The organism is Streptomyces sp. NRRL S-118 (assembly GCF_000716335.1).
Taxonomy (GTDB): Bacteria; Actinomycetota; Actinomycetes; order Streptomycetales; family Streptomycetaceae; genus Streptomyces.
Genome location: NZ_KL591022.1, coordinates 1 through 21625 on the forward strand (window position 1 = coordinate 1; position 21625 = coordinate 21625).

Sequence of the window (21625 nt, forward strand, 5' to 3'; positions counted from 1 at the left end):
GCGTCCGCGACCAGGAGAAGCGCGCGCAGCACATCGACGCCATCAACCGCTTCCGGCCGACGCACCCTTGACGATCGCGGAAGGTGATCATTTAATCGCCGTAGGCCAGTATGTAAAGTTCCTTACTGTTGTTGTCGCTCCGGAGATCGAACCCTGATCGCCGGTGGGGCAGGGAGCGCAGGACGGGCATGACACCGACCAGTCATCGCCCGGCGCCGGCACTTCTCCGCACGTAAGGCGACGGTGCCGGGATCACCGGATCCCGGCACGGGTCACCAGCAACAACCGGGGGCGTTGATGGGAGACGAGAGCTTAAAGGGCACGGCCGGGGCGCTGCGCTTCCTGGAACTCCTCACCGCCGACGCTCCGGCCTGGCGGTACGAGGAGCTGGTGCAGCGGGCCGGCGCCGAGGGGGCCGACCCCGAGACCATCGAGTACCTCGGACGGGCCAAACGCCTCGCGCTGCAGATCGAGGACCGCGTCAGCCGCGGCCGGCGGCGTGAGGCGGAGCTCACCGGCCTCATCGACGTGGTGCGGGAGCTGACCCGCTCCCCGCACCCCGGAGCGGCGCTCGACCAGATCGTCCGGCGCACCCGGATGCTGATGCACAGCGACCTCGCCTGCATCGCCCTGCTCGACGAGCCGGACGGGGACGCCGTGATCAGCGCCGTCGACGGTGCCGTCACCACCCGTTTCCTCGGCCTGCGGGTGCCCGTCATGCGAGGGATCGGCGGGGCGGTGGTCCGGCACCAGGGGCCGTTCTGGGCGGCCGACTACCTCACCGAGGAGTGCATCGCCCACGATCCGGTCGTCGACCACACCGTGCAGGCGGAAGGGCTGCGAGCGGTGCTGTCCGTACCCCTGCGGTCGGACAGCGAGCAGCTGGGCGTCCTGTACGTGGCGGACCGCAGCGCGCACGACTTCCTGCCCGATGACGTGGCGCTGTTGCAGTCGCTCGCCGACATCGCCGCCGTCGCCGTCACCTCGGGCCGGCTCCTCGCCCGGACGGAGGGGCAGGACGGTGCCTCGCGGCCGGCTGCCGCGCCTCCCGATCCCGGCACGCCGTCCCCGGCCCGCATCCAGCAGCGCCTGCTGCAACTCGCGCTCGACGGCGCCGAGCTGGACGAGGTGCTCGAGCACTGCGCCCGTGAGCTCGGCGGAGCGCTCGCCCTCCACGACCGGTACGGCGACGTCGTCGGCGCGTCCGGACATGTGCGCCGGCCGCACGAGGCCGAGCTGGAACGGGCGTACCTCGACGCCCACGCGTCCGGGGTGCCCGTCGAGCTGGCCGACGGCACGTGGATGGCGACGCTGACCGCACGCTCCGACCCCGGCTGGCTCCTGCACCGCCCGGACGGGACGGGGGACCCCGGCTCCCCGGAACTGCTGCTCGCCGTGGCCAACGTTGTCAGCATGGTGCTGGAGCTGCGGCGGTCAGCCCCCGCCGACCACCAGTGGCGGGACGACCTGCTGGAGGACCTGATCGGCATCGACCACCCCGCCGAGGTGGCGGTGGCCAGGGCCCGAAGGCTCCAGGTGCGGCTCGACCATCCCCACATCGTGGTCATCGCCCGCCCGGACGGCCCGGTCGCCGAACAGGCCACCGCCTGGGCCACCTCATGGGTACAGCGCCGGCGGGGCCTGAAAATGACCCGGGAGGACTACGTGGTGCTGCTGCTGCCCGGGGACGACCCGGCGGCCCTGGCGCACGAGGTGTCGGCCCGGCTCAGCGCGGCGCTGGAGGTGCCGGTGACGGTCGGAGCCGCCGGCCCCGCCGACGGCCCCGAGTCCATCCAGCGCTTCTACCAGGAGGCGATGCGCTGCGTGGAGGCCCTCATCGCCATGGGCGGCGAGGGGCGGGCGGCCTGCGCGCGGGACCTCGGCTTCCTCGGCCTGCTCTTCGCCGAGGACTACGACGTCACCGAATTCGTCAACAAGATCATCGGCCCGGTCATCGAGTACGACACCCAGCGGTTCACCGTGCTCGTCGAGACGCTGGAGGCGTACTTCCAGGCGGCGTGCAGCCCGACCCGCGCGGCCGAGCTGCTGTACGTCCACCCCAACACCGTCTCCCGGCGCCTGGAACGCATCACCCAGCTGCTGGGCCGCGACTGGCAGGAGCCGGACCACGCCCTGGAACTGCAGCTCGCGCTGCGGCTGCATCGCACGCGCTACGCGTCACAGGTGCCGGACACCGGTCACTTCGCCTCCCGGCCCCGCTGACCCGTCACCGGGACCGCTGACCCGTCACCGGGACCGCTGACCCGTGGCGCGGGCCGCTGCCCCTCACGGGACCGCGCCCGGCGCTCGGACCGGGCCCGGCACTCGCGCCGTGCGCGGTCCCTCGCGTCAGCCCGCGGCCACCGTCCGGGGCCACCGACCCGTGCCCCGGGCCGCGGACGCCTCGCCCCGCCCGCTGCCCCTCACCCGGACCGCTCGAGCTCCTCATACGCTCGGTTCTCCCGCGACAGCACCCGGACCGCGTGCGCCAGGGAGACCATCGTCATGTGGCGGTGCCACCCGTGGTACGAACGCCCCTCGAAGTCCTGGGCCCCGACGTCCATGCAGATGCGGGCGAAGTCGGTGTCGGCCCGCCGGGTGAGCTTGCTCAGCCGCAGCAGGGTGCCGCGGCCCGCGCGGGTCATGTTGGTGAGCCACAGCTCGGCCACCCGCCGTCTGTTCGGCTGCCACTCGCCCATCAGCAGCAGCTCCGCCCCGCCGGACCGCCGAGGGTCGGCCACCGGCACACCGGCCGGACGCGGCCGGCGGGGCACGGTGATCCCCGGCCACAGCACCGGCAGCAGCGCGACCAGACCCGTGCGCAGCCCCCGCGGCATGGCCGGGTCCACCCACTCGACGGGCCGCTGCTGCGATCTGGCGAGCGTGGTGAGGTGCTCCGCGGACGCGGACAGCACCCGGCGCTGACCGCCCGACAGGTCCGGCGCCAGCAGCGGGGTGTTGCCCCCCACGCGCAACAGGAACGGCAGGTCGGCGGCGGTGAACGCCTCGATGAGCGGTGCCGGCGGCACATCCCGCGCGTCGATCACCACGGGCCGCGGCGTGAGCCCCCAGGAAGCGGCCTGCAGGACCACCGAGATCGCCGTGTCGTCGCAGGACCAGCCGCCGCCGCTCGCGCTCTCGGGCACACCGTCGCGCACACCGGCCGCCAGGCCGCCCCCGGGCCGGTCCTCGCCCACGGACAGCTGCCAGTTGACCGGAGCGGCGGCGCTCTGGCCGGCGAGCCACAGCCCGTGGCTGTGCTGGCTGGTGACGGCCTGGCCCAGGTGGCGGATGAAACGCCGCTGGACCCCCACCGAGTGGACACCGCTCTTCGGTGTCACCATGGGCTGCACCACCCAGGCGTGCGGCGTCATCAGCCGCTCCATCCGGCGGGCGAGCGAGGCGCGCACCTCGGACCAGTCCCAGGTCGACACGCTGATGAAGTGGTGCAGGCTCTGGGCGGCGGCGGGTTCCCGCGTGCTGGTGGCGAGGTTCCGCATCGTCTTGCGGCCCTGGGCGGTCAGCAGACCGTTCACGTACAGCTGTCCTTTGTGCCGCTGGTCGCGGCGGCGCAGTGAGGCCAGTACCGAGGCACACACCTCTTCGGTGAGGTGCCCTTCAGGGGAGTGGGCCGGATCGTGGTGCGTCGTCGGGGCAGTGGTCAGCGTCCCCATGAAGCTCCTCAGAGTCGGGTTTCCGCAGTGCTTGCCGGTCGGGCTCGTCGGGTCCTCAGCCTTGTCGGCCGCATCCGGAGGCCACAGGTCCGCAGGCGACCCACTTGCCCCGCGGCCGCGGTGGCCGGTTCACAGCGGTGGACGCGGACGCCCCCATACAGCCGGGACGGGGGTGGCCGGGCCACCGCGAACACCCCCGTGCACGCCGTCCGGCACAGCTCGGGCGGTGGTCCGGTAACCGGGGTGCCGTGACGCGCGGTGCGTCCGGGGCCCCCGGAACCGCCCGCGGAGGGGAAGGGTGTGCCGACATGACACACCTTCATCAAATCGCCCCTGTGCACGCCGAATTGGCACGTCAACCCTCGTACGGGCGATCACCCCTCTGATAGGTTCGGCTCACGGGGATGGGCGGATGAGGAGTCATGTGAAGCTCGCTGCCGAGTTGCTCAACCAGTCGCAGGACACACGCGGACCACTGATCGTCGTGCTCGGCGCGTCCGGGTTCCTCGGGCCCGCCGTCATCGACCGGCTCGCCGGCCTGCCGGTGCGGGTCCGCGCGGTGGCACGAGGCGCCAGCCCCGTACCCCCGCGGTCCGTGGCCGGGATCGAGGGGTGCCGGACGGACCTCGCCCGGCCCGGCGCGCTCGCCGCCGCCGTCGAGGGAGCCGACGCGGTCGTCCACCTCGCCGCCCACGCCGGCGGCGACCGTTCCTGGCGCGCCGCCGGTGAGGACTCCGAGCGGGTGAACGTCGGCCTGATGCGCGACCTCGTCACGGCGTTCGAAGGCCGCGACGCCCCCGCGCCCGCGGTGGTCTTCGCGAGCACCGTGCAGGCCGGCGGATCCGGGGACCACCCCCGCGCCGCCTACGCCCGGCAGAAGATCGCCGCCGAGGAACTGCTGCGGGAGGCGACCGCGCGGGGCACCGTCCGCGGTGTCGTGCTGAGGCTGTCGACCGTCTACGGCCGCGCCCCGCTGACCGGATCGCCCGGGCGCGGTGTGCTCGCCGCGATGGCCCGGCGCGCCCTCGACGGCGCTCCGCTCACCATGTGGCACGACGGAACCGTCGAGCGCGACTTCCTCCACGTGCGCGACGCCGCCCGCGCCTTCGTCACCGCGCTGGACCACCTGCCGCACCTCCAGGGCGGCGACTGGTCCGTCGGCAGCGGCAACCGCGTCCGCCTCGGCGACGTGTTCCGCTCCCTCGCGGACGCCGTGGCCGAACGGACCGGACGTCCGCCCGTCCCGGTCCTCTCCGTGGAACCCCCCGACTTCGCCGAAGCGGGCGACTTCCACACTCCGGAATGCGACCCCGCGGCCTTCGGCGCCGTGACGGGATGGACCCCCTCCGTGCCCCTGCACGAGGGGCTGGACGAGCTGGTGGCCGCCCTGGTCGCCGCGGAGGCGAGCACGTCGCGCGAGCGGTGACCGGACACCGGCTCCGCGAGCCCCCATGGTCGAGTTGAAGGGAAGAATCCGAGCGTGAGCGAGGATCGGAAGCGGACACCGTACGTACGGCTCGGACGCAGCGCGACTCTGGTGAGCCGGCTCTGGCTGGGCACGGTGAACTTCAGCGGACGGGTCGAGGACGCCGACGCCTCGCGGCTGCTGAGCGCAGCGCTCGACCGCGGCATCAACTGCGTCGACATGGCCAACATCTACGGCTGGCGCGTCCACAAGGGACACACCGAGGAACTCGTGGGCCGCTGGCTGTCGAAGAGCGGCGTCCGGCGGGAGGACGTCCTGCTGGCCACCAAGGTCGGCGAGGACATGAGCGACCGTGTCAACGACGGCGGACTGTCGGCCCGGCACATCGTCGCCGCCTGCGAGCAGTCGCTGCGCCGCCTCGACGTCGACCACATCGACCTCTACCAGATGCACCGCCTGGACAGCGCCGCTCCCTGGGACGAGATCTGGCAGGCCATGGACCGCCTGGTGAGCAGCGGAAAGGTCTGCTACGTCGGCTCGTCCAACTTCGCCGGCTGGAACATCGCCGCCGCCCAGGAGACGGCCATGCGCCGCAACGCCATGGGGCTGGTCTCCGAGCAGAGCATCTACAACCTGGCGGTACGCCGGGCCGACGCGGAGCTGATCCCCGCCGCCCAGGCGTACGGGGTCGGTGTGTTCGCCTGGTCGCCGCTGCACGGCGGACTGCTGAGCGGGGCACTGCGCAAGCTGGCGCAAGGCACGGCCGTGAAGTCGGCCCAGGGCCGCGCGCAGGAGCTCCTGCCCGCCCTGCGGGCCAACATCGAGGCGTACGAACGGTTCTGCGAGCGCATCGGCGAGCACCCGGCGGAGGTCGGCCTGTCCTGGGTGCTGTCCCGGCCGGGGATCAGCGGCGCGGTGATCGGACCGCGCACCATCGGGCAGCTCGAATCGGCGCTCCGCGCCCTCGACCTGAATCTGGGCGAGGCGGAACTGGCCGAGCTCGACGCCCTGTTCCCCGTGCCGGGCGACGCGGCAGGGCCGCCGGTGACCGGGGCGGGGTGAGCGGGGCGGGACGAGCGTGCGGGTGCATCGGCCGGCGGTGCGCCGCCCGATGCACCCGCCCGATGCACCTGCCCGGTGCCGCCGACCGGTGGAACCGTCCGGACGGCGCCGGGTGGCGCCCCTCAGACGACGCCGAGCGCCGGCAGCGGGAAGACCAGCCTGCCGCCGCCGGCCAGGAACCGCTGCTCGCGCTCGACGAAGCCGTCACGGTAGATCCACGGCAGGACCAGCAACTGGTCCGGCTTCATCGCCTTGGCGTCCTCTTCGGACACGATCGGGATGCGCGTGCCGGGCGTGAAACGGCCCGCCTTCTCCGGGGAGACCTCACCGATGCAGGGCAGGTCCCGCTCCGTCAGCCCGCAGTACTGAAGGATCACGTTCCCCTTGGTCGAGGCGCCGTACCCTAGGGTCACCTTCCCGGCCTCCCGGGACCGGGCGAGGAATTCGAGCAGGGTCTCCCGCTGCCGCTCGACCCGCCGGGCGAACGCCTCGAACGGCGCGGTCGTGTCGAGCCCGGCCTCCTCCTCCCGCGCGCGGATCCGCGCGATCCCCGCCTCGTCGCGCGCGTACCGGTCGGGGCTCTTGGCCAGCGTGACGCACAGGCTGCCGCCGTAGACCTCGGTCAGTTCGGCCTTGATCACGGTCAGCCCGACCCGCTCCGCCATCCACTCGATCTGCCGCAGGGCGTAGTACTCCAGGTGCTCGTGGCACACCACGTCGTACGCGTCCGCGCTCAGCATGGACGGCATGTAGCTCTGCTCCATGACCCAGATGCCGTCGTCGGCGAGAATGTCGTGCACGTCCTGCATGAAACGCATCGGATCCGGCAGGTCGTAGAACATGGCGATGGACGTGACGACCTTCGCCCGCTCGTGGCCGAAACGGTTCTCGAACGTCTCCCGGGAGAAGTAGTCCACGATGAGTTCCGCGTTCGCCGGATACCTGTCGCGGAACTTCCCGCCGGTCGGGTCGATACCGACCAGCCGGGGCCCGTCCTCGGGATAACCGCGCAGCAGGGTGGCGTCATTGCTGCCGATGTCCAGCACCAGGTCCTTCGGACCCGTTTCCACCAGGTCGCGAATGGCCGCAACCTTGCCGTGGAGATGCTGGATCATGAAGGGCCTGATACCGGAGCGGTAGCCGTAATCGTCGCCGTACATGAGATCGGCGTCGGGGGTGTGGCGCAGCTGCACCAGCCCGCATCCCGCGGGGGAGCAGACGACCAGCTCCAGCGGCACCGAGGGGACCTCCTGGTCGCGGCGGGTCGGGAACACACCGGTCAGTGCCTGTTCCCCGAGATCCAGCACCGGGAGCAGCTCGCGATTGCCGCAGATACGGCACGCAGTGATGATCATTACCGGATTCTCCCGCCGCGGTGAGGGGTGATCGACGAATCGGGCGGCACTTTGTCACATGGCGCAGGTGAACGAGCGAACCGCACTATGTCATCTCGGTATTGCCTCCACCGGACCGCTCTCTTACTGTGTGGCGCCGTACTCCCGGAAACGCATCTCTTTCCCGCCCGTCCACGGCCCTGTTTCGTGCGACCGAAAACACCCAGCGAAGGGTTCCGCGTGGCTCACATCGCATTCTTCGTCCTCCCCGTGCCCGGGCATGTGAATCCGACCCTGGGAGTGGCCGAGGAACTCGTGGCACGCGGTCACCGGGTCACCTACGCACTTCCCGGGGACATCGCCGGGCGAGCGCTGAGCGTCGGCGCGGAGGTCGTGACCTATCCCATGGACCAGGAGCGGTTCCGTAGCCACATGGTGCCGCAGCAGAATTCCGACGAGTACACCGACAGGGGCGAGATACTCCGGGTCCTGCAATGGCTGCTGGAGATGACGGACCGGACCGTGGAGCCGCTGGAGCGGCATTTCCGGGACGACCGCCCCGATGTGGTCGTGAACGACCCGTCGTCGTTCTGGACGGGACGCATCCTCGCGGACCGGTGGGGAGTCCCCGCCATCCGCAGCACCCCGACGTACGCGTCCAACGAGCACTGGTCCATGCACCCCGACGCGGAGGCGGCCGGCCCTCCCGACGATCCGGCCCTCCTCGAACTGGTCGGCGGGATCGACCGGCTGCTGCGCGCGCAAGGCATCGACGACGACGCCGGCACCTTCACCGGGCGCATCCACAGCGGTCCCGCCCTGCTCTACATGCCCCGCCACTTCCAGTACGCCGGGGAGACCTTCGACGACCAGCACCACTTCGTCGGGCCGTGCGCGCCCCGCGTCTCCTTCCACGGCACCTGGGAGCCGCCGCACGACGGCAGGCCCCTCGTCATGGTGAGCATGGGCACCCTCTACAACCGGCGGCCCGGCTTCTTCCGCGCCTGCGTCGAGGCGTTCCGCGACGAACCCTGGAACGTCCTGCTGGTCCTGGGCGGCGGCCTGACCGCCGAGGACCTGGGACCGCTGCCGGACAACGTCCGGGTACGGGACTTCGTCCCGCTCGCCGACGTCTTCCCGCACACGGCCCTGGTGGTGAACCACGGCGGGATGAGCACGGCGATGGAGGCCTTCTCGTACGGCGTCCCGGTGGTGGCCGTACCGGTGATGACGGAACCGCGGGCCACCGCCCGCCGGATCGCCGAACTCGGCCTGGGCGCCCAGCTGACCGGCCCCGAGGTGACCGCGGCGGACCTGCGCGCCACCGCGCGGCGCGTGCTCGCCGACGACGGGATCCGGGACCGGCTGCGGCAGATGCGCGAACGGATCCGGGCGGCCGGAGGCGCCGCCGCGGCGGCCACCGTCATCGAGGAACTGCTGCCCGCGCACCGCTGACCCCGTCCGCCCTCGCGTGAGCGCCCGGGCACCGCCGACCCCGCCCGAACGCGAGCGCCCGCCTCCGACCAGTGGGAAACCGACCATGCTCATCACCGAAACGGCCGTGCCCGACGCCTACCGCATCCAGCCGGAGCTCCTCCCCGACCACCGCGGCCGGTTCTACGAGGGCCTGCGCCACGAGGCACTGCGGGCGGCCACCGGGCACGCCTTCGAGCTCCGGCAGGTCAACTTCACGGTGTCCCACCGCAACGTGCTGCGCGGCATCCACGGCACCACGATGCCCCCCGGCCAGGGCAAGATCATCACCTGTGTACGGGGCGCCGCCCTCACCATGGTCGTCGACCTCAGAGTGGGCTCACCGGCCTTCGGCCACCACGACGTCGTCCGGCAGGACCCCCACAGCGCCACCGCCCTCTACGTGCCCGACGGACTGGGTCTGGCCTACGTCGCCCTCACCGACGACACCTGCATGAACTACCTGTGCGACCGGGAGTACGTCCACGGCACCATCATCGACGTCGACGCCCTCGACCCCGCCCTGGGCCTTCCGTGGGACCTGGACGAACCGCCGGTGCGGTCGGCCCGGGACGCAGCCGCCCCCACCCTCGCCGAGGCCGTCGCCGGCGGAACCCTGCCCACCTACGAGCAATGCCGGCGCAGCTACCGGACCCTCCCCGCCCCCACCCGGTGACCGCGCGGGCGGGAGACATGACACATCGGAGCCGGCCGGGCGTCAGACTCGCGGCCGAAGGCGTCTGCCTGCGCATGGAGGGCCTGACCCGGGAGCTGCACCGCGCCGGCCGCCTGGCGCGGCTGCTCGGCGAGCTCGGCGCGTGCGCCACCGCCGCCCAGCCCGCCGCCGTCTGCGAGGCCGTCCGCCGCGGCGACGCCTACCGGGACCACCTGTCCGACCTGGCGTGCCGCCGCGTGCCGACCGCCGAGGCGGTGCTCAGCCTGCTCTACGAGGACGCGCGCGCCGCCTGCGACACCCTGCTGCCGCACTACCGGCGCGGCGGCGGGCTGTGCGCCAGCGTCTTCGTCCCGCTGAACCCCTACGCCGACGGTCGCCGTGCCGTCGCGGAAGCCGCCGCGCTGCGGTGGACCGTCGACCGCCCCAACGCGGTGGTGTCGGTGCACCTGGCGCGCGGCGCGGTGTCGCTCGTCGGCGACCTGCTGGCACGGGGCATCAGCGTCGACGTCCGACCGCTGTTCTCGCTCCAGCAGTTCGACGCGCTCTTCGAGGAGTTCCTCAGCGGCCTGGAGCGGGCCCGTGACGCCGGCTGCGATCTGTCGGGCATCCACTTCGCCGCCTCCGTCCCGCTGCGGCTGCTGGACGAGACGATCGCCGCCCGGCTGGGTGCGACGGCGTGCCGCGAGGAGTGGGCCGTCGCCGTCGCCCGGCTGCTGCACCACCGCCGCGAACAGCTGATGGACGGCGCCCGCTGGCGGGCGCTGGTCCGCGCGGGTGCCCGCCCGCCGCACTTCGTCTGGTCCTCCCGCGAGGCGCCCGTCGGGGAAGCGGTGCGCTACCTGGAGGAACTGGTCGGCTGGAACAGCGTCTTCTCGGCGGGGCCCGCCACCCTGCGGGCCGTGCGCGCCCGGGCCGAGCTGAGGGGCGACACCGTCAGCGGTACGGAGGCGTACGCGCGGCGGGTGCTGTCGGCCCTGCACCGCCGGGAGGTCGACCTGCACGCGACGGGCCTCGAACTGCAGCAGGCTCAGCTCGAGGCCGCACGCGCCGAGTGGACGGAGCTGTGCGGGGCGGTCGAGGCCACGCTCAGGCGCGTCTGAACCGCTTCACCGGACCTGCGAGGGGCCGCCGGCGGCAGGGGCGGGGCAGCTCGTCGCGAACGCGGCGACCCGCCCGCCGTGCAGCCGCAGCCGTGCCCCGGCGAACCGCTGCCGCATCCGCCGGTCGTGCGTGACGACCACAACGGCGCCCCGGTAGTCCGTCAGCGCCTGCTCCAGCTCCTCGACGAGCGCGGGGGACAGGTGGTTGGTGGGCTCGTCCAGCAGCAGCAGGTCCACCGGGTCGCTCACCAGCCGGGCGAGCTCGATCCTGCGGCGCTGCCCGTAGGACAGCTCGCCCACCCGCCGCCGCAGGTCGTCGGGGCTGAACAGCCCGAGGGACAGCAATTCCTCGACGTGGTCGTCGGGATGCCCGCCCCGCCCCTGGGCGAAGGCCTGCGGCACGGTCATGCCGGACGGCCACGGCGTGGGGTCCTGACGCAGGTGGCCGACCCGACCGATCACGGTGACCTTGCCGTCGTCGGCCGCCAGTTCACCGGCCAGTACGCGCAACAGCGTGGTCTTCCCCGCTCCGTTGGGGCCGGTGACCAGCAGCCGCTCACCGCGACCGATGCGCAGCGACCTGACCCGCAGCCGGTCGCCCACCCGTACGTCCGCCAGCTCCGCGACCGTGTCCGTCGTCGTGTCCGCCACCGTGTCCGTCGCCGGCGCCGTTTCGGGCGCCGGCTGTTCGGTGGTGGTGGAGAGCACGGCCGTGAACGCGAGCGGGTCCGCGGGCCGGGCGACGGCGTTCTCCGTGAGCCGCGCCACCCGCTCCTTGGCGTTGCGGATCCGGGACGTCGCGCCGTGCACCCGTCCCCGTGTCCGGAACTGGCCGGCCCCGAAGTTGGCGAGCGGCAGCTTCCGCGGGATGCCGTCCATCCGCGACACGTGGGTGGTCACCAGGTCGCGGTTGCGCTCCAGCTCGGCGCGCCACTGCTCGTACTCCCGCAACCGCCGGCGGCGTTCCGCGGCCTTGGCGGACAGATAGCCGTCGTAGCCATCGCCGTAGCGGGTGACCCGGCCGGAGTCGACCTCCAGGATGGTGGTGGTGAGCCGTTCCAGGAACACCCGGTCGTGGGTCACCGCGACGACGGTGCCCCGGTGCCGGCGCAGATGTTCCTCGAGCCAGATCACCGCCCGTTCGTCCAGGTCGTTGGTCGGCTCGTCCAGCAGCAGCAGCTCCGGGGCGGACGCGAGCGTGCCGGCCAGGGCCAGGCGCGACCGCTCCCCGCCGGACAGGGTGGCCAGCGGGCGGCTCCGCTCCAGGCCCGGCAGACCCAGGTGGTGCAGCGCGATGTCGACCCGGGCGTCCGCTTCGTGCCCGCCCCGGACGGTGTGGCGCTCCAGCAGCTCCGCGTACTCCTCGAACAGCCTGGCCATCTCCTCGTCCGACCGGGCCTCGTCGGCCTGGACGGCCAGTTCGGCCTCGGCCCGGTGCATGCGGGCCTCCAGATCGCGCAGGTCGGACAGGGCGAGGTCGACGGCGTCCTGGACGACGGCGTCCTCCGGCAGCTCCAGCGACTGCGGCAGATACCCCACCCCGCCGGGCGCCACCACGGTGACCGTCCCGTTGTCGGGCGTCTCCCGTCCCGCGATCAGACCGAGCAGCGTCGACTTGCCCGACCCGTTGTCACCGACGATGCCGATCCTCTCGCCGGGCTTGACGGTGAAGTCCACGCGGTCCAGGACCACGTGGTCGGCGAAGCGCTTGGTGATGTCGCGCAGGGCGAATTGGGCAACACGCATGGAAGGTCCTCCTGAGCACAGCCGATACGGGGATGCCGTGTCCGCGTACGCCGCAGCCGCAGGGGGGTACCACAAGGGGAACACGCCGGGACGGCCGTACTCATCGGCCGGAGGCGGTGCGGAGGCACGCGGGAGGTGTGACGCCGGAGCAGTGCTCGACGCGGTCACACACTCGAATCGACTATCACAGAGAACCCATGCTGGTGATCTTATCACACCGCGTAGGGCGTTGCCGCCTCAACTGCCGTGTCGCCAGGGCGGAATGAGGATTCAGGCGGCGGTACGGGCGAGCTGGGCGTCGAGGGCCGCGCGGAGCCAGTCGTGGGCGGACCCGGGCGTGGGCTCCCGAGGGCCGGACGGCGGCGAGACGATCTCGGCGGTGAGGTCCCAGTAGTGGTCGATCCGCGGATCCGCGGCGAGCTGGCCGCTCAGCCGCCGCCGGAAGGCGGGCGTGTCGCGCGTGCCGCGGGAACGGGCGTACGCGGCGACGAAACAGTCGAGCGCCTCCCCGTCCTGCGGCGCCCGCCGGTCCCGCACCTGCGGCGAGGCCAGGTCGTAGGCCTCGCCGAGACCCTCGTAGAGAAGGGCCGGGCGGTAGCCCCCGTCGGGCCGGTGCACGGCCGGCTGCCAGTGCGCGGTGGTGGTGGTCCGCGGGCACGGGCCGGAGACGAAGGCGTGCAGCCGGGCGAAGGCCAGCACCTGGCCGGGCGCCGGGTCCGCGGGCGGCTCCGGCACCGCCCGGTCGAGGAAGGCGCGGAGGACGGGGGCGGGGATCCGCGGGGGCAGCCACCGCCGCCAGAACCGGGCGAGCGCGTCCGTGCTGGGCGGCGTGGTCATCGAGCCGATCAGGCGCAGCCGGTCGGGGCGCTCCTCCGGGCCGCAGTCCTGCAGCAGGCGCAGGGCGGCCTCGCGCCAGCGCAGGGCGGCCATCCGGCTGCCGATCTCCCGCAGCCGGTCCGCGACGACCTCCTCCAGCGCCTCCTCCAGGGCGTCCTCGCGGCCGAGGACGCGGCTCACCTCGGGGACCGGCAGGTCGAGGGAGCGCAGCGAACGGATCAGCCGCAGCCGGTCGAGCGCCCCGGGGCCGTACCGCCGGTGGCCGCCGGCGCTGCGGGCGCCCTCGGGCAGCAGACCGCGGTCCGAGTAGAAACGCACGGTCTTGACGGTGACGCCCGCGCGCTCGGCGAGCTCTCCGATGCTCCACATGTCGTCACGGGACACGGCTTGAACCTCCCTCAGGGGGAGTTCCTACCGTACCGGCGAGCCCGGCCGGCCCGAACTGCCGCCCGGGCGGACCACTGCGTACGAGGAGGCGTTCATGACGGCATTCGTCCTGGTGTCGGAGAGCTTTACCGGCGGATGGATATGGCGGGAGGTGGCCGCCCGGCTGCGGGAGGCGGGCGCGGAGGTGCACCCCGTCACGCTCACGGGCATGGGCGACCGGCGCCATCTCGCGGGCCCCGGTACGGACCTGGAGACGCACATCCAGGACGTGACGCAGCTGCTCGACCACCTGGACGCGCCGGAGGTGGTGATGGTCGGCCACGGGTACGGCATCCACCCGGTGCTCGGCGCCGCCGGCCGCCGTCCGGAACGGGTGGCCCGGATCGTCCACCTGGACGCGGGCATGCCCCGCAAGGGCGATCCCGCCCTCGCGCTGGTGCCCGACGGTGCGGTACGGGAACAGCTGCTGCGGTGGACGGAAGAGGAGGGCCGGGCGGTACGGACCGGCGGCGACGAGGGGGACCGGCTCGTCCCGCCGCCGTCGCAGGACCGGTGGGAGCGCTGGGGCAGTCTCGCCGGGGTGCCCGCGGACGCCCTGGCCCGGCTGACCCGCCTCGCCGCCCCGCAGCCGGCGGGCACGCTCACGCAGCCGCTCCCGCTCCCGGACGTGGTCTCCGGACTGCCGGCCACCGGCGTCCTGTGCACCGCCAACGGGTCGAGCATCGCGATGGTCCAGACCGTCGTGGGCCTCGGAGACCCCGCCCTCCAGGCGCTCACCGACCCGCGGGTGAGCTTCTTCGAACTCGACACCGGCCACTGGCCGATGCTGTCCCTCCCGGACGAACTGGCCGCCGTCCTGCTGCGCGCCGCCGCCGGGGAGGGACACCGCCTGACCCCGGCGGCGGACGAACCACCCGCGCACCTGCGCCGGTTCCTCCTGGACGTACCGGCGCGGCCCCGCGAGCGGACCGGGCGGGTCGACCTCCACCTGCCCGACGCCGGCGGACCCCGTCCGGCGGTGGTGTTCGTCCACGGCGGTCCGGTGCCCGCCGGAGTGGAGCCGACACCGCGCGACTGGCCCGCCTTCGTCGGATACGGGCAGCTGGTGGCGAACCTGGGAGCGGTCGGAGCGACGGTGGACCACCGGCTGCACGGTGTGGGCGACTACGGCCGTGCGGCCCTGGACGTAGCCGAAGCGGTCGCACTCGTACGGGCGGACCCGCGCGTCGACGGCGACCGCGTCGCGCTGTGGTTCTTCTCCGGCGGCGGTCCGCTGTCGGCGGACTGGCTGGCGGCACCGCCGCCGTGGCTGCGGTGCGTGGCGGCGACCTACCCCATCCTCGCGCCGCTGCCGCACTGGGGGATCGCCGAACCCGCATTCCGCCCCGCGACCGCCGTACGCTCCGCGGGCGCACTGCCGATCGTGCTCACCCGGGTGGGACGGGAGCTCCCCGAGATCGCGGTGACGGTCGAGGAATTCCTCACCGCCGCGCGGGACTGCGGAGCCGATGTCGAGGTGGTCGACGTACCGCTGGGCCACCACGGCTTCGAGACGATCGACCACACCGACGAAGCCCGGGCCGCCGTGGAGCGGGCGGCGCGGACCGTGCTGCGCCATCTCGGGGGCTGAACCGTCCGGAGCGGCGCTGCGTACTGCGACTCCCGGTAACCGCGACCCGGCCGAGCAGGGCGTGAACATGACGCCTTCGCACTGCGTACTACGGGCTACCTGCGCCCTGCCAGGTGCGGCGACACGTCTCTGCCTCGACGACAGGAGCGACATGACCGATCGCAGTGAACCGATGATGCAAGGCCTGCCGGGTGGCGGCGCCGAGCTCTCCGTGGTGCTCAGCCTCGGCTGGGACGACGTGGCGGCTCTGGGCCGGGAGGCCAGCCGGCTCGCCGAACAGCGCGGCGGCCCGGTGACGCTCGACGAGGCAGCGAGCCACCGGCTGCGCACCTGGTCGTCGGTGGCCAACGGGCCGGACGAGCGCCACCGCACGGTGCCGGCACCTCCGGCGACGCCCGCCCCGGCCGCCGAGACGGCCGCCCTCACCCCGCCCCCGGGCGCGGACCGGACCGGACCGCAGGTGACGCGGCTGAGTGACACCTCTCCGGTCGCCACCCTCCCTTCGACGGCCGCCCAGCACGCCCAGGTCCGCCGCACCGGCTGACGCGCACCGGAAAGGCGACGAAGGACCGTGACACCGCGACGCGCCACCGCCCTCCTCGCCGCCGGCATCGCCGTGCCGGCGGCCCTCGCGCTGGCGGCGGCCGCCTCCGCCCCGGCCCTCGCCGACGGCCACGCCGGCGGGGGCCCGGCGAAAGCGGCGCAGGGTCGGGCGTTCCACATCGTCCCGCACACGCCGAACGGCTCCGGCTCCGGCGAGCGCGACCTCGGGCCCGCCCTCCCGGGGGCAGCGACCACCCCGGCCGCCTGCGGGGCGGGCAAGGGCACAGCCACCGGCTCCGACGGCACCGGAGGCATCACGGTGAGCGGGCCGTCCGGTGTGCCCGGCGCGCTGCTCGGCGTGGGGGGCGCGGGTGTCATGGCGGTCGCCGGCGCACTCGTACGGCCCCGCGGTGGCGGCGGACGGGACGGAGGACGAGCCGCGTGAACGGGCGTGCCCCGACGGCCACCCGGCTGCCGAACGCGGTGGCCGCCGTCCGCCTCACCTGAACCGGCCACCGGCGAGGCCGGCGTCCGCCCCCACGGACGCCGGCCTCTTCGCCGTCCCCGCGTCCCCTACTGGATGGTGGTCATGTACGAGGACCACACCTGCAGCGGCAGCACGTCGCCACCCCGTTCCGTACCGGAGTCGCCGCCCACCCCCCTCATGGACAGCAGGCCGTCCTTGCCGGGCTTGTTGCGGAAGACCGTCACCGCGGTCGACAACTCCGGGGTCGAGCCGACGAACCAGGCCGCCGGCTGAGGATCCGCGGCGCCGGTGCGGCCCGCCGCGACCGGGCCGAGGGCGCGCAGCGTCTCCGGGGCCAGCGCGTCGACGGCCTCGCTGCGCATCGCCTCCACGACCTCGCCGGCGACCTCCCGGTTCAGCACCTGACGGCCGTCGGGCCGGCCCAGCCCCTTCAGCGGCCTGCCCTGGTACGTGACCGCGGTCACCGCGTACAGGTCGGTGTGCCGGCCGCCGGTGGCGAACGTCGCGTACGCGTCGGCCATCCGCACCGCACTCGGCGTGGACGTGCCCGAGGGGAAGGACGCGTCGAGTTCGGCCATGCTCTGCGGCAGCAGGCCGGCGTCCACGGCCACGTCGCGCACGGTCTCCAGGTCCGCGTCACGGCCGTCCCGCAGCTCCGCCGCCAGGACGAACGGCCGGAATGCCGAGCCGACCGGAACCCCCGACGTGTCGGCGTTGTTGGCGAAGTGCTTCGTCGCGTCGGGCCCGCCGTACAGCGCCAGCACCGCCCCGTCCTCCGGCCGCACGGACGCCGCGCCGACCTGCACGTCCCGGTCGGCGGCCCGGCCCGCGGGATCCAGCGTCCGCGCCGTGACGTCCTCCACCGTGCGCTCCAGCTGCTCCACCAGGGCCCGGTCGAAGGTGGTGCGGATGCGGTAGCCGCCGCGTCCCAGTTCCTCCGCGGTCAGCCCGGTCCGCCTCTGGATGTACTTGTTGGCCACGTCCACCAGGTAACCGGTCTGCCCGGCCAGGCTGGTGGACAGCGAGGCGGCCCGGGGACGCGGCTCCGGGAAGACCGTGTACCGGGCCCGCTCATCCTTCGACATGAAGCCCAGCTCCACCTGCCGGTCCAGGACGTACCGCCAGCGCGCCTCCGCCCTGCGGTGGTGCGCCTCGCTCAGCGACGGGTCGTACAGGTCGCCGCCCTTGAGGACCGCCGCCAGTAACGCGCTCCGGGGCGCGTCGAGTTCCTTGGCGTCGACGCCGTAGTACGCGACAGCCGCCGCCTGCACCCCGTAGGCGTTGCGCCCGAACCAGCTGGTGTTGAAGTACCCCTGGAGGATCTGCTGCTTCGACAGGTTGCGCGACAGCTTGACCGACAGGCACAGCTCCCGCAGCTTGCGCTCCAGCGTCTGGTCCTGGGTCAGGTAGGTGTTCTTGACGTACTGCTGCGTGATGGTGGAGCCGCCCTGCACCTCCTCGCCCTGCGCCATGTTCACCACGGCGCGGGCCAGCCCGCGCAGCGAGAACCCCGGATCCGTGTAGAAGGTGGCGTTCTCGGTCGCGATCACGGCGTTCTGGAGAACCGGCGGGATGTCGCTCAGCGGCACGTTCTGCCGGTTGATGTCCCCGACGCTGACCATCTGCGTTCCGTCGGCCCAGTAGTAGACGTTCGCCTCCGTGCGGGCGGTGGCGTTCACGTCCGTGATCCGCACCGTGGAGTAGACGTAGCCGACCAGCACGGCGAGCGCCCCGCAGCAGAGCAGCGCCAGGCACAGGAGCTGGCGCCAGGACGGCACGTACCTCCGCAGTCCGCCGTGGCCCCGGCGCGGATAGTCGACGCGGAACCGGCGCGCCCTGCCCGCCGTTCGTCGCAGGCGAGGGATCACGGTGATCGCCCCCTTTCGTACGGTCGCCTTCGTTCCGTACTACGCGGGGTGACGGCGCCCCGTTCATGCCGTGTGGACCACCTCGCCCCCGACGACGACCGTCCCGGCCACCGTGCCCGTCATGTCGTCCGGATCTCAGCGCGGGATGTCCCGGGAGAGCAGCACGAATCGGCCCGGACCTGCCGGCGGCCGGCGCTCCCGGGCCGTCCTCCAGGAAGCCGTGTCGTCCGACCGGGCGGCACCGGCCGCGAGGCGGCGCCCGCACCGGCTGCCGCCGCCGGGCGGTGCGTCGTCACGGGCGATGCCGTACGGCCGTCGCGGCCGTGGAGCCTCCCCGCACCACACCCGTCGCGGGGCGAGGCCGCCCCGGCGGCCGGTGGGCCGAACGGGGGACACCCGCGGACCACCCTTCCTCCTGATGCGGAGTTCCATGTGCGGCACGACGACCACGACCACGAGCACGCAGATGAGTACGAGCGCGGCGACTGCCCCGGTGCTCCGGGCGACGGGGACGACCCAGGCGGTCCCGCGCGGTGCAACGCCCGCCCCGCGGTCGCCGGGACGGTGGCGGCGGCCGCCACCGTGGTCGCCGGGACCGTCATGCACGGACGGTGAGGCGGGGACCGTCCGAGCCGGTACGGTCCCCCGGACCGGAGGCGATGTCGTGGCCGCCGGGACCGCCGCCCAGTACGTCCAGCGGGTCGTCGCCCTGGCCAACGCCGAGCGGGCGAGGGCCGGCTGTTCCCCGCTGCGCGCCCACGGCCGGCTGACGGCCGCCGCCAGCGGCACGCCGACGACACGGCCGCCCGCGGCTACTACCGGCACGACACACCCGAGGGCCGGGACGCCGGCCACCGCATCGAAGCCGCGGGCCACCACTGGAGCACCTGGGGCGAGAACATCCACCGCCGCCCCAAGGACCCGGCGCACGCGATGCGTGACTGGATGGACAGCCCCCGAGCACCGCAGGAACATCCTCAACTGCTCCTTCAAGGACGACGTCGGCGTAGGCGTGAACCTGCGCTCGAACGGTCCGTGGTGGGTGCGGGACTTCGGCGTGCCGGAGTAGTCGGCGGCCAGGGGCGCTTCATGCTGGACAGGGCCCCGCGGGGCGAGCCCGGGGCACCGTCACCCGCGCTGCATCCGGGCAGCCCGGGCGCTGATGTCGGGCAGTTTGGCGTACAGCGCGGCGCCCGGGCAGCGGGTGGCGTAGCCGTCCGCGTGCCCGCCGACCACCGGGAGCAGGGCCTTCGTGCCCTTCGGATAGCGGGCCTCGTCGTGCGTGGAGACGAGCGCCACGCTGGCGCGCGGGTCCGGGCCGCGGGGGTCGAGCTTCCAGGCGACCAGCCGTGCGATGGCGTCCAGCATCGGTTCCGGCACCCGCTCACCGGAGTCGAAGGTGCCGATCGCCGCGATGCCGACCGTGCCCTCGTTGAATCCCTTGGTGTGCGCGCCGATGACCGGCCGGTCGACCCCGCCCGCCCGGCCCTCGTAGATGGTGCCGCAGGCGTCGACGAGGAAGTTGTAGCCGATGTCGTCCCAGTGCCGCCCGTAGGCGTGCCCGGCGTACAGGTCGCGCAGCGTGGCCGGCACGCTCGCGCAGTCGTAGCCGTTGGGGGTGCTGGTGTGGTGGATGACGGCGGCCTTCACGGCGGGGGCGTACCGCACGCCGGGCGGGGCGGTGCCGATGGTCCCGGCCCGCCACGCGGTCCGCGGGACGATGACGGGCCGCGCCCCCCGGTGACGGCCGTTCCCGCCCGGCGCCCGCGCCTGTGCGACGTCCGTGCCGGGCTGCGGGGCGGCGGCGGGTACGAGCCACAGCGATGCCGCGGCGAGGAGAGCGAGCACCGTGACGGAGACGGCGGTGCGTGACCGGCGTCTCCTGGTGTGCCGCATGCTCCTCCCTCCGGTCGCCCCCCGCGGGTCCATCGTCACCGCCCCAGTGCCCGGGGCGCCCGCCGGACTGCTCCGACCGTGGGCCCCGCGGCAGGGCCTCCCGCGTCCGGCGGCGGCACACGCCGGTGGCTCCCGGACCTCGTTCCCGTGGTGTGAACGCGCCGCGGGAAACGATGGCTCAGCTGAGCCCGTCGACGTTCAGGCGCATCAGCACCACGTGGTACGGATCCCACCGGGACATGGTGAAGTGGACCTCCACTCCCGTGGTGGCCGGATGGAGGAAGGCACCGTAGAGCCCGGGGTGTTCGGCACCGTCCACGACGACCTGCCCGGCACTCCACGGCCCCGCCGGGTGGGTGGCGGTGCGTGCCACGATCGCGGCCCGGGTCTCGTCGAGGTGGAGCGCCAGCCACTTGTGCAGGTGCGTGTTGTACTGCACCGACAGCTCACCGACCGGCCCCGGCATGACCGGAACGGCGTCGTCCGGCGCGCCCGTGCGCCAGCCGGACGCGATCCAGTACTCGTACGCCGCCGGCTCCAGGAGACGTTCGGGTGCGACGCGGGCGAGATGGGCGTCCCCGAAGCGGCCGCTGGGCGTGCCGAAGAGGTGGACGTACCCCTCCCTCCGCACGAGCGCCCCCATCTGGAAATTGCTCCCGCCGCCCTGGGCGGGCCGGCGTGCCGTGGCGGGCTTCGTCCAGCTCCGGCCGCCGTCGTCGGAGAACGCCATCCCCGCGTAGTTGGTCACCCAGTGACCGGGCGGCCCCCACTCCCGTACGGACATGTAGAAGAGGAAGTCCCGGCCGCCGGCGCTGACGCCGGCGGTCGGGATGACGGTGACCTCCCGGGCCGACGCGTCCCCGGGCAGGACCTGCGCGGCGTGGCCGGGCCGGTCGGTGACCATGGAGTCGATGCGCATTCCGTCCCGGAGGTCGGTGTCGGTGGAGTGCGCCAGCGTGTTGAAGCGCCAGTCCGCCGTGGCCGGTCCGGCACCGGTACCTCCCCAGCCCTCCCCGAAGGTGTCGCCGAAGGCGACCGCGACCCGGCCGAGGCTGTCGTGCCACATCACCCCGAGGTCGGTGGCGTGAACGGCGAAGCGGTCCCGGGTGCGGTTGACGTCGCCGTCACCCTGGCCCGCCACCAGTGCGACCACCTCCGCCCGGGGCACGGGGGCGGGTCGCGGCGGTTCCTGGGCCCGTGCGCGGTCGGCGGGGCGGGCGCGGGCCGGCACCCATGCCGCCGCGGCCACCAGTGCGACGCACACCGCCAGGAGGATGCCCCGTGCGGCGCGCCGGCGCCGGCCACCGGAAGCGGACAGGACGATCACCTCTCCGTGCGCTCGCTCCGTTTTCACCGCGCAGCGCGGATTCCCCGTACGCGGCCGCTCGGGGCCGACCGCGACTGCGACTGCGACTGCGACTGCGACTGCGACAGCGCTCAGGCTCCGGCTCCGGCTCCGGCTCCGGCTCCGGAGACTAACGCGGTG

At 73.6% G+C, this 21625-nt stretch carries 18 protein-coding genes; 11 read left to right on the forward strand and 7 right to left on the reverse strand.

Annotated elements, in window-relative coordinates; translation table 11 throughout:
- The first annotated feature begins 297 nt into the window (after positions 1-297).
- Positions 298-2223 carry a helix-turn-helix domain-containing protein gene (locus tag IH00_RS0128585; protein WP_063835451.1) on the forward strand — a complete coding sequence of 642 codons (1926 nt, stop codon included), beginning with the start codon at positions 298-300 and terminating at the stop codon, positions 2221-2223.
- A gap of 200 nt (positions 2224-2423) precedes the next feature.
- Here the strand turns inward: IH00_RS0128585 and IH00_RS0128590 are convergent, their stop codons facing one another.
- On the reverse strand, positions 2424-3674 hold the full coding sequence (locus IH00_RS0128590) for an IS701 family transposase (RefSeq protein WP_052411694.1): 1251 nt from the start codon (positions 3672-3674) through the stop codon (positions 2424-2426).
- Between the two features lie 424 nt (positions 3675-4098).
- Here IH00_RS0128590 and IH00_RS0128595 point away from each other — a divergent pair, with 424 nt between their 5' ends.
- Together IH00_RS0128595 and IH00_RS0128600 are read left to right on the forward strand one after the other, a co-directional pair.
- A complete protein-coding gene (locus IH00_RS0128595) occupies positions 4099-5100 on the forward strand; it encodes an NAD-dependent epimerase/dehydratase family protein (RefSeq protein ID WP_234334988.1) in 1002 nt (333 codons plus the stop codon).
- Positions 5101-5154: 54 nt separating this feature from the next.
- Positions 5155-6162, forward strand: coding sequence for an aldo/keto reductase (locus IH00_RS0128600; protein ID WP_039947516.1), 1008 nt, complete (start codon positions 5155-5157; stop codon positions 6160-6162).
- A gap of 122 nt (positions 6163-6284) precedes the next feature.
- On the opposite strand, the gene IH00_RS0128605 is transcribed toward IH00_RS0128600, so the two are convergent.
- Positions 6285-7517, reverse strand: a complete 1233-nt coding sequence (locus IH00_RS0128605) for a class I SAM-dependent methyltransferase (RefSeq protein ID WP_031078594.1) — start codon at positions 7515-7517, stop codon at positions 6285-6287.
- A 219-nt stretch (positions 7518-7736) separates the two neighbouring features.
- Between IH00_RS0128605 and IH00_RS0128610 the strand changes: the two genes are divergently transcribed.
- The 3 genes from IH00_RS0128610 to IH00_RS0128620 all read left to right on the forward strand — a co-directional run bounded on the left by IH00_RS0128610 (position 7737) and on the right by IH00_RS0128620 (position 10745).
- Positions 7737-8951, forward strand: coding sequence for a macrolide family glycosyltransferase (locus IH00_RS0128610; protein WP_052411696.1), 1215 nt, complete (start codon positions 7737-7739; stop codon positions 8949-8951).
- 85 nt (positions 8952-9036) lie between these two features.
- Positions 9037-9645 (forward strand): dTDP-4-dehydrorhamnose 3,5-epimerase family protein, encoded by a 609-nt coding sequence (locus IH00_RS0128615; protein ID WP_031078598.1) that lies wholly within the window; start codon positions 9037-9039, stop codon positions 9643-9645.
- Between the two features lie 17 nt (positions 9646-9662).
- On the forward strand, positions 9663-10745 hold the full coding sequence (locus IH00_RS0128620; protein WP_078888005.1) for a transaldolase family protein: 1083 nt from the start codon (positions 9663-9665) through the stop codon (positions 10743-10745).
- A gap of 6 nt (positions 10746-10751) precedes the next feature.
- On the opposite strand, the gene IH00_RS0128625 is transcribed toward IH00_RS0128620, so the two are convergent.
- Positions 10752-12491 carry a TlrC/CarA/OleB/SrmB family ABC-F type ribosomal protection protein gene (locus tag IH00_RS0128625; RefSeq protein WP_052411697.1) on the reverse strand — a complete coding sequence of 580 codons (1740 nt, stop codon included), beginning with the start codon at positions 12489-12491 and terminating at the stop codon, positions 10752-10754.
- A gap of 270 nt (positions 12492-12761) precedes the next feature.
- Positions 12762-13697: a helix-turn-helix domain-containing protein gene (locus IH00_RS0128630; RefSeq protein ID WP_031078605.1), complete on the reverse strand. Its 936-nt coding sequence runs from the start codon at positions 13695-13697 to the stop codon at positions 12762-12764.
- A gap of 112 nt (positions 13698-13809) precedes the next feature.
- Between IH00_RS0128630 and IH00_RS0128635 the strand changes: the two genes are divergently transcribed.
- From IH00_RS0128635 to IH00_RS0128645, 3 genes are all read left to right on the forward strand, one after another.
- Positions 13810-15345 carry an alpha/beta fold hydrolase gene (locus IH00_RS0128635; RefSeq protein ID WP_031078607.1) on the forward strand — a complete coding sequence of 512 codons (1536 nt, stop codon included), beginning with the start codon at positions 13810-13812 and terminating at the stop codon, positions 15343-15345.
- Between the two features lie 151 nt (positions 15346-15496).
- A complete protein-coding gene (locus IH00_RS39585) occupies positions 15497-15889 on the forward strand; it encodes a hypothetical protein (RefSeq protein WP_063835449.1) in 393 nt (130 codons plus the stop codon).
- Between the two features lie 27 nt (positions 15890-15916).
- Complete coding sequence (locus IH00_RS0128645; protein WP_031078611.1) at positions 15917-16333, forward strand: hypothetical protein; 417 nt, start codon at positions 15917-15919, stop codon at positions 16331-16333.
- A 128-nt stretch (positions 16334-16461) separates the two neighbouring features.
- Here IH00_RS0128645 and IH00_RS0128650 read toward each other — a convergent pair whose 3' ends face one another.
- Positions 16462-18243: a transglycosylase domain-containing protein gene (locus IH00_RS0128650; RefSeq protein WP_234334989.1), complete on the reverse strand. Its 1782-nt coding sequence runs from the start codon at positions 18241-18243 to the stop codon at positions 16462-16464.
- Between the two features lie 432 nt (positions 18244-18675).
- Here IH00_RS0128650 and IH00_RS37770 point away from each other — a divergent pair, with 432 nt between their 5' ends.
- Together IH00_RS37770 and IH00_RS45115 are read left to right on the forward strand one after the other, a co-directional pair.
- A complete protein-coding gene (locus IH00_RS37770) occupies positions 18676-18858 on the forward strand; it encodes a hypothetical protein (RefSeq protein WP_039947518.1) in 183 nt (60 codons plus the stop codon).
- 322 nt (positions 18859-19180) lie between these two features.
- Positions 19181-19312 (forward strand): CAP domain-containing protein, encoded by a 132-nt coding sequence (locus IH00_RS45115; RefSeq protein ID WP_267882606.1) that lies wholly within the window; start codon positions 19181-19183, stop codon positions 19310-19312.
- Between the two features lie 59 nt (positions 19313-19371).
- Here the strand turns inward: IH00_RS45115 and IH00_RS0128660 are convergent, their stop codons facing one another.
- Entirely contained in the window at positions 19372-20139 is a 768-nt protein-coding gene (locus tag IH00_RS0128660; RefSeq protein ID WP_039947519.1) for a peptidoglycan recognition protein family protein, read from the reverse strand.
- A gap of 178 nt (positions 20140-20317) precedes the next feature.
- Positions 20318-21493: a DUF4185 domain-containing protein gene (locus IH00_RS0128665; RefSeq protein WP_234334990.1), complete on the reverse strand. Its 1176-nt coding sequence runs from the start codon at positions 21491-21493 to the stop codon at positions 20318-20320.
- Positions 21494-21625 lie beyond the last annotated feature (132 nt).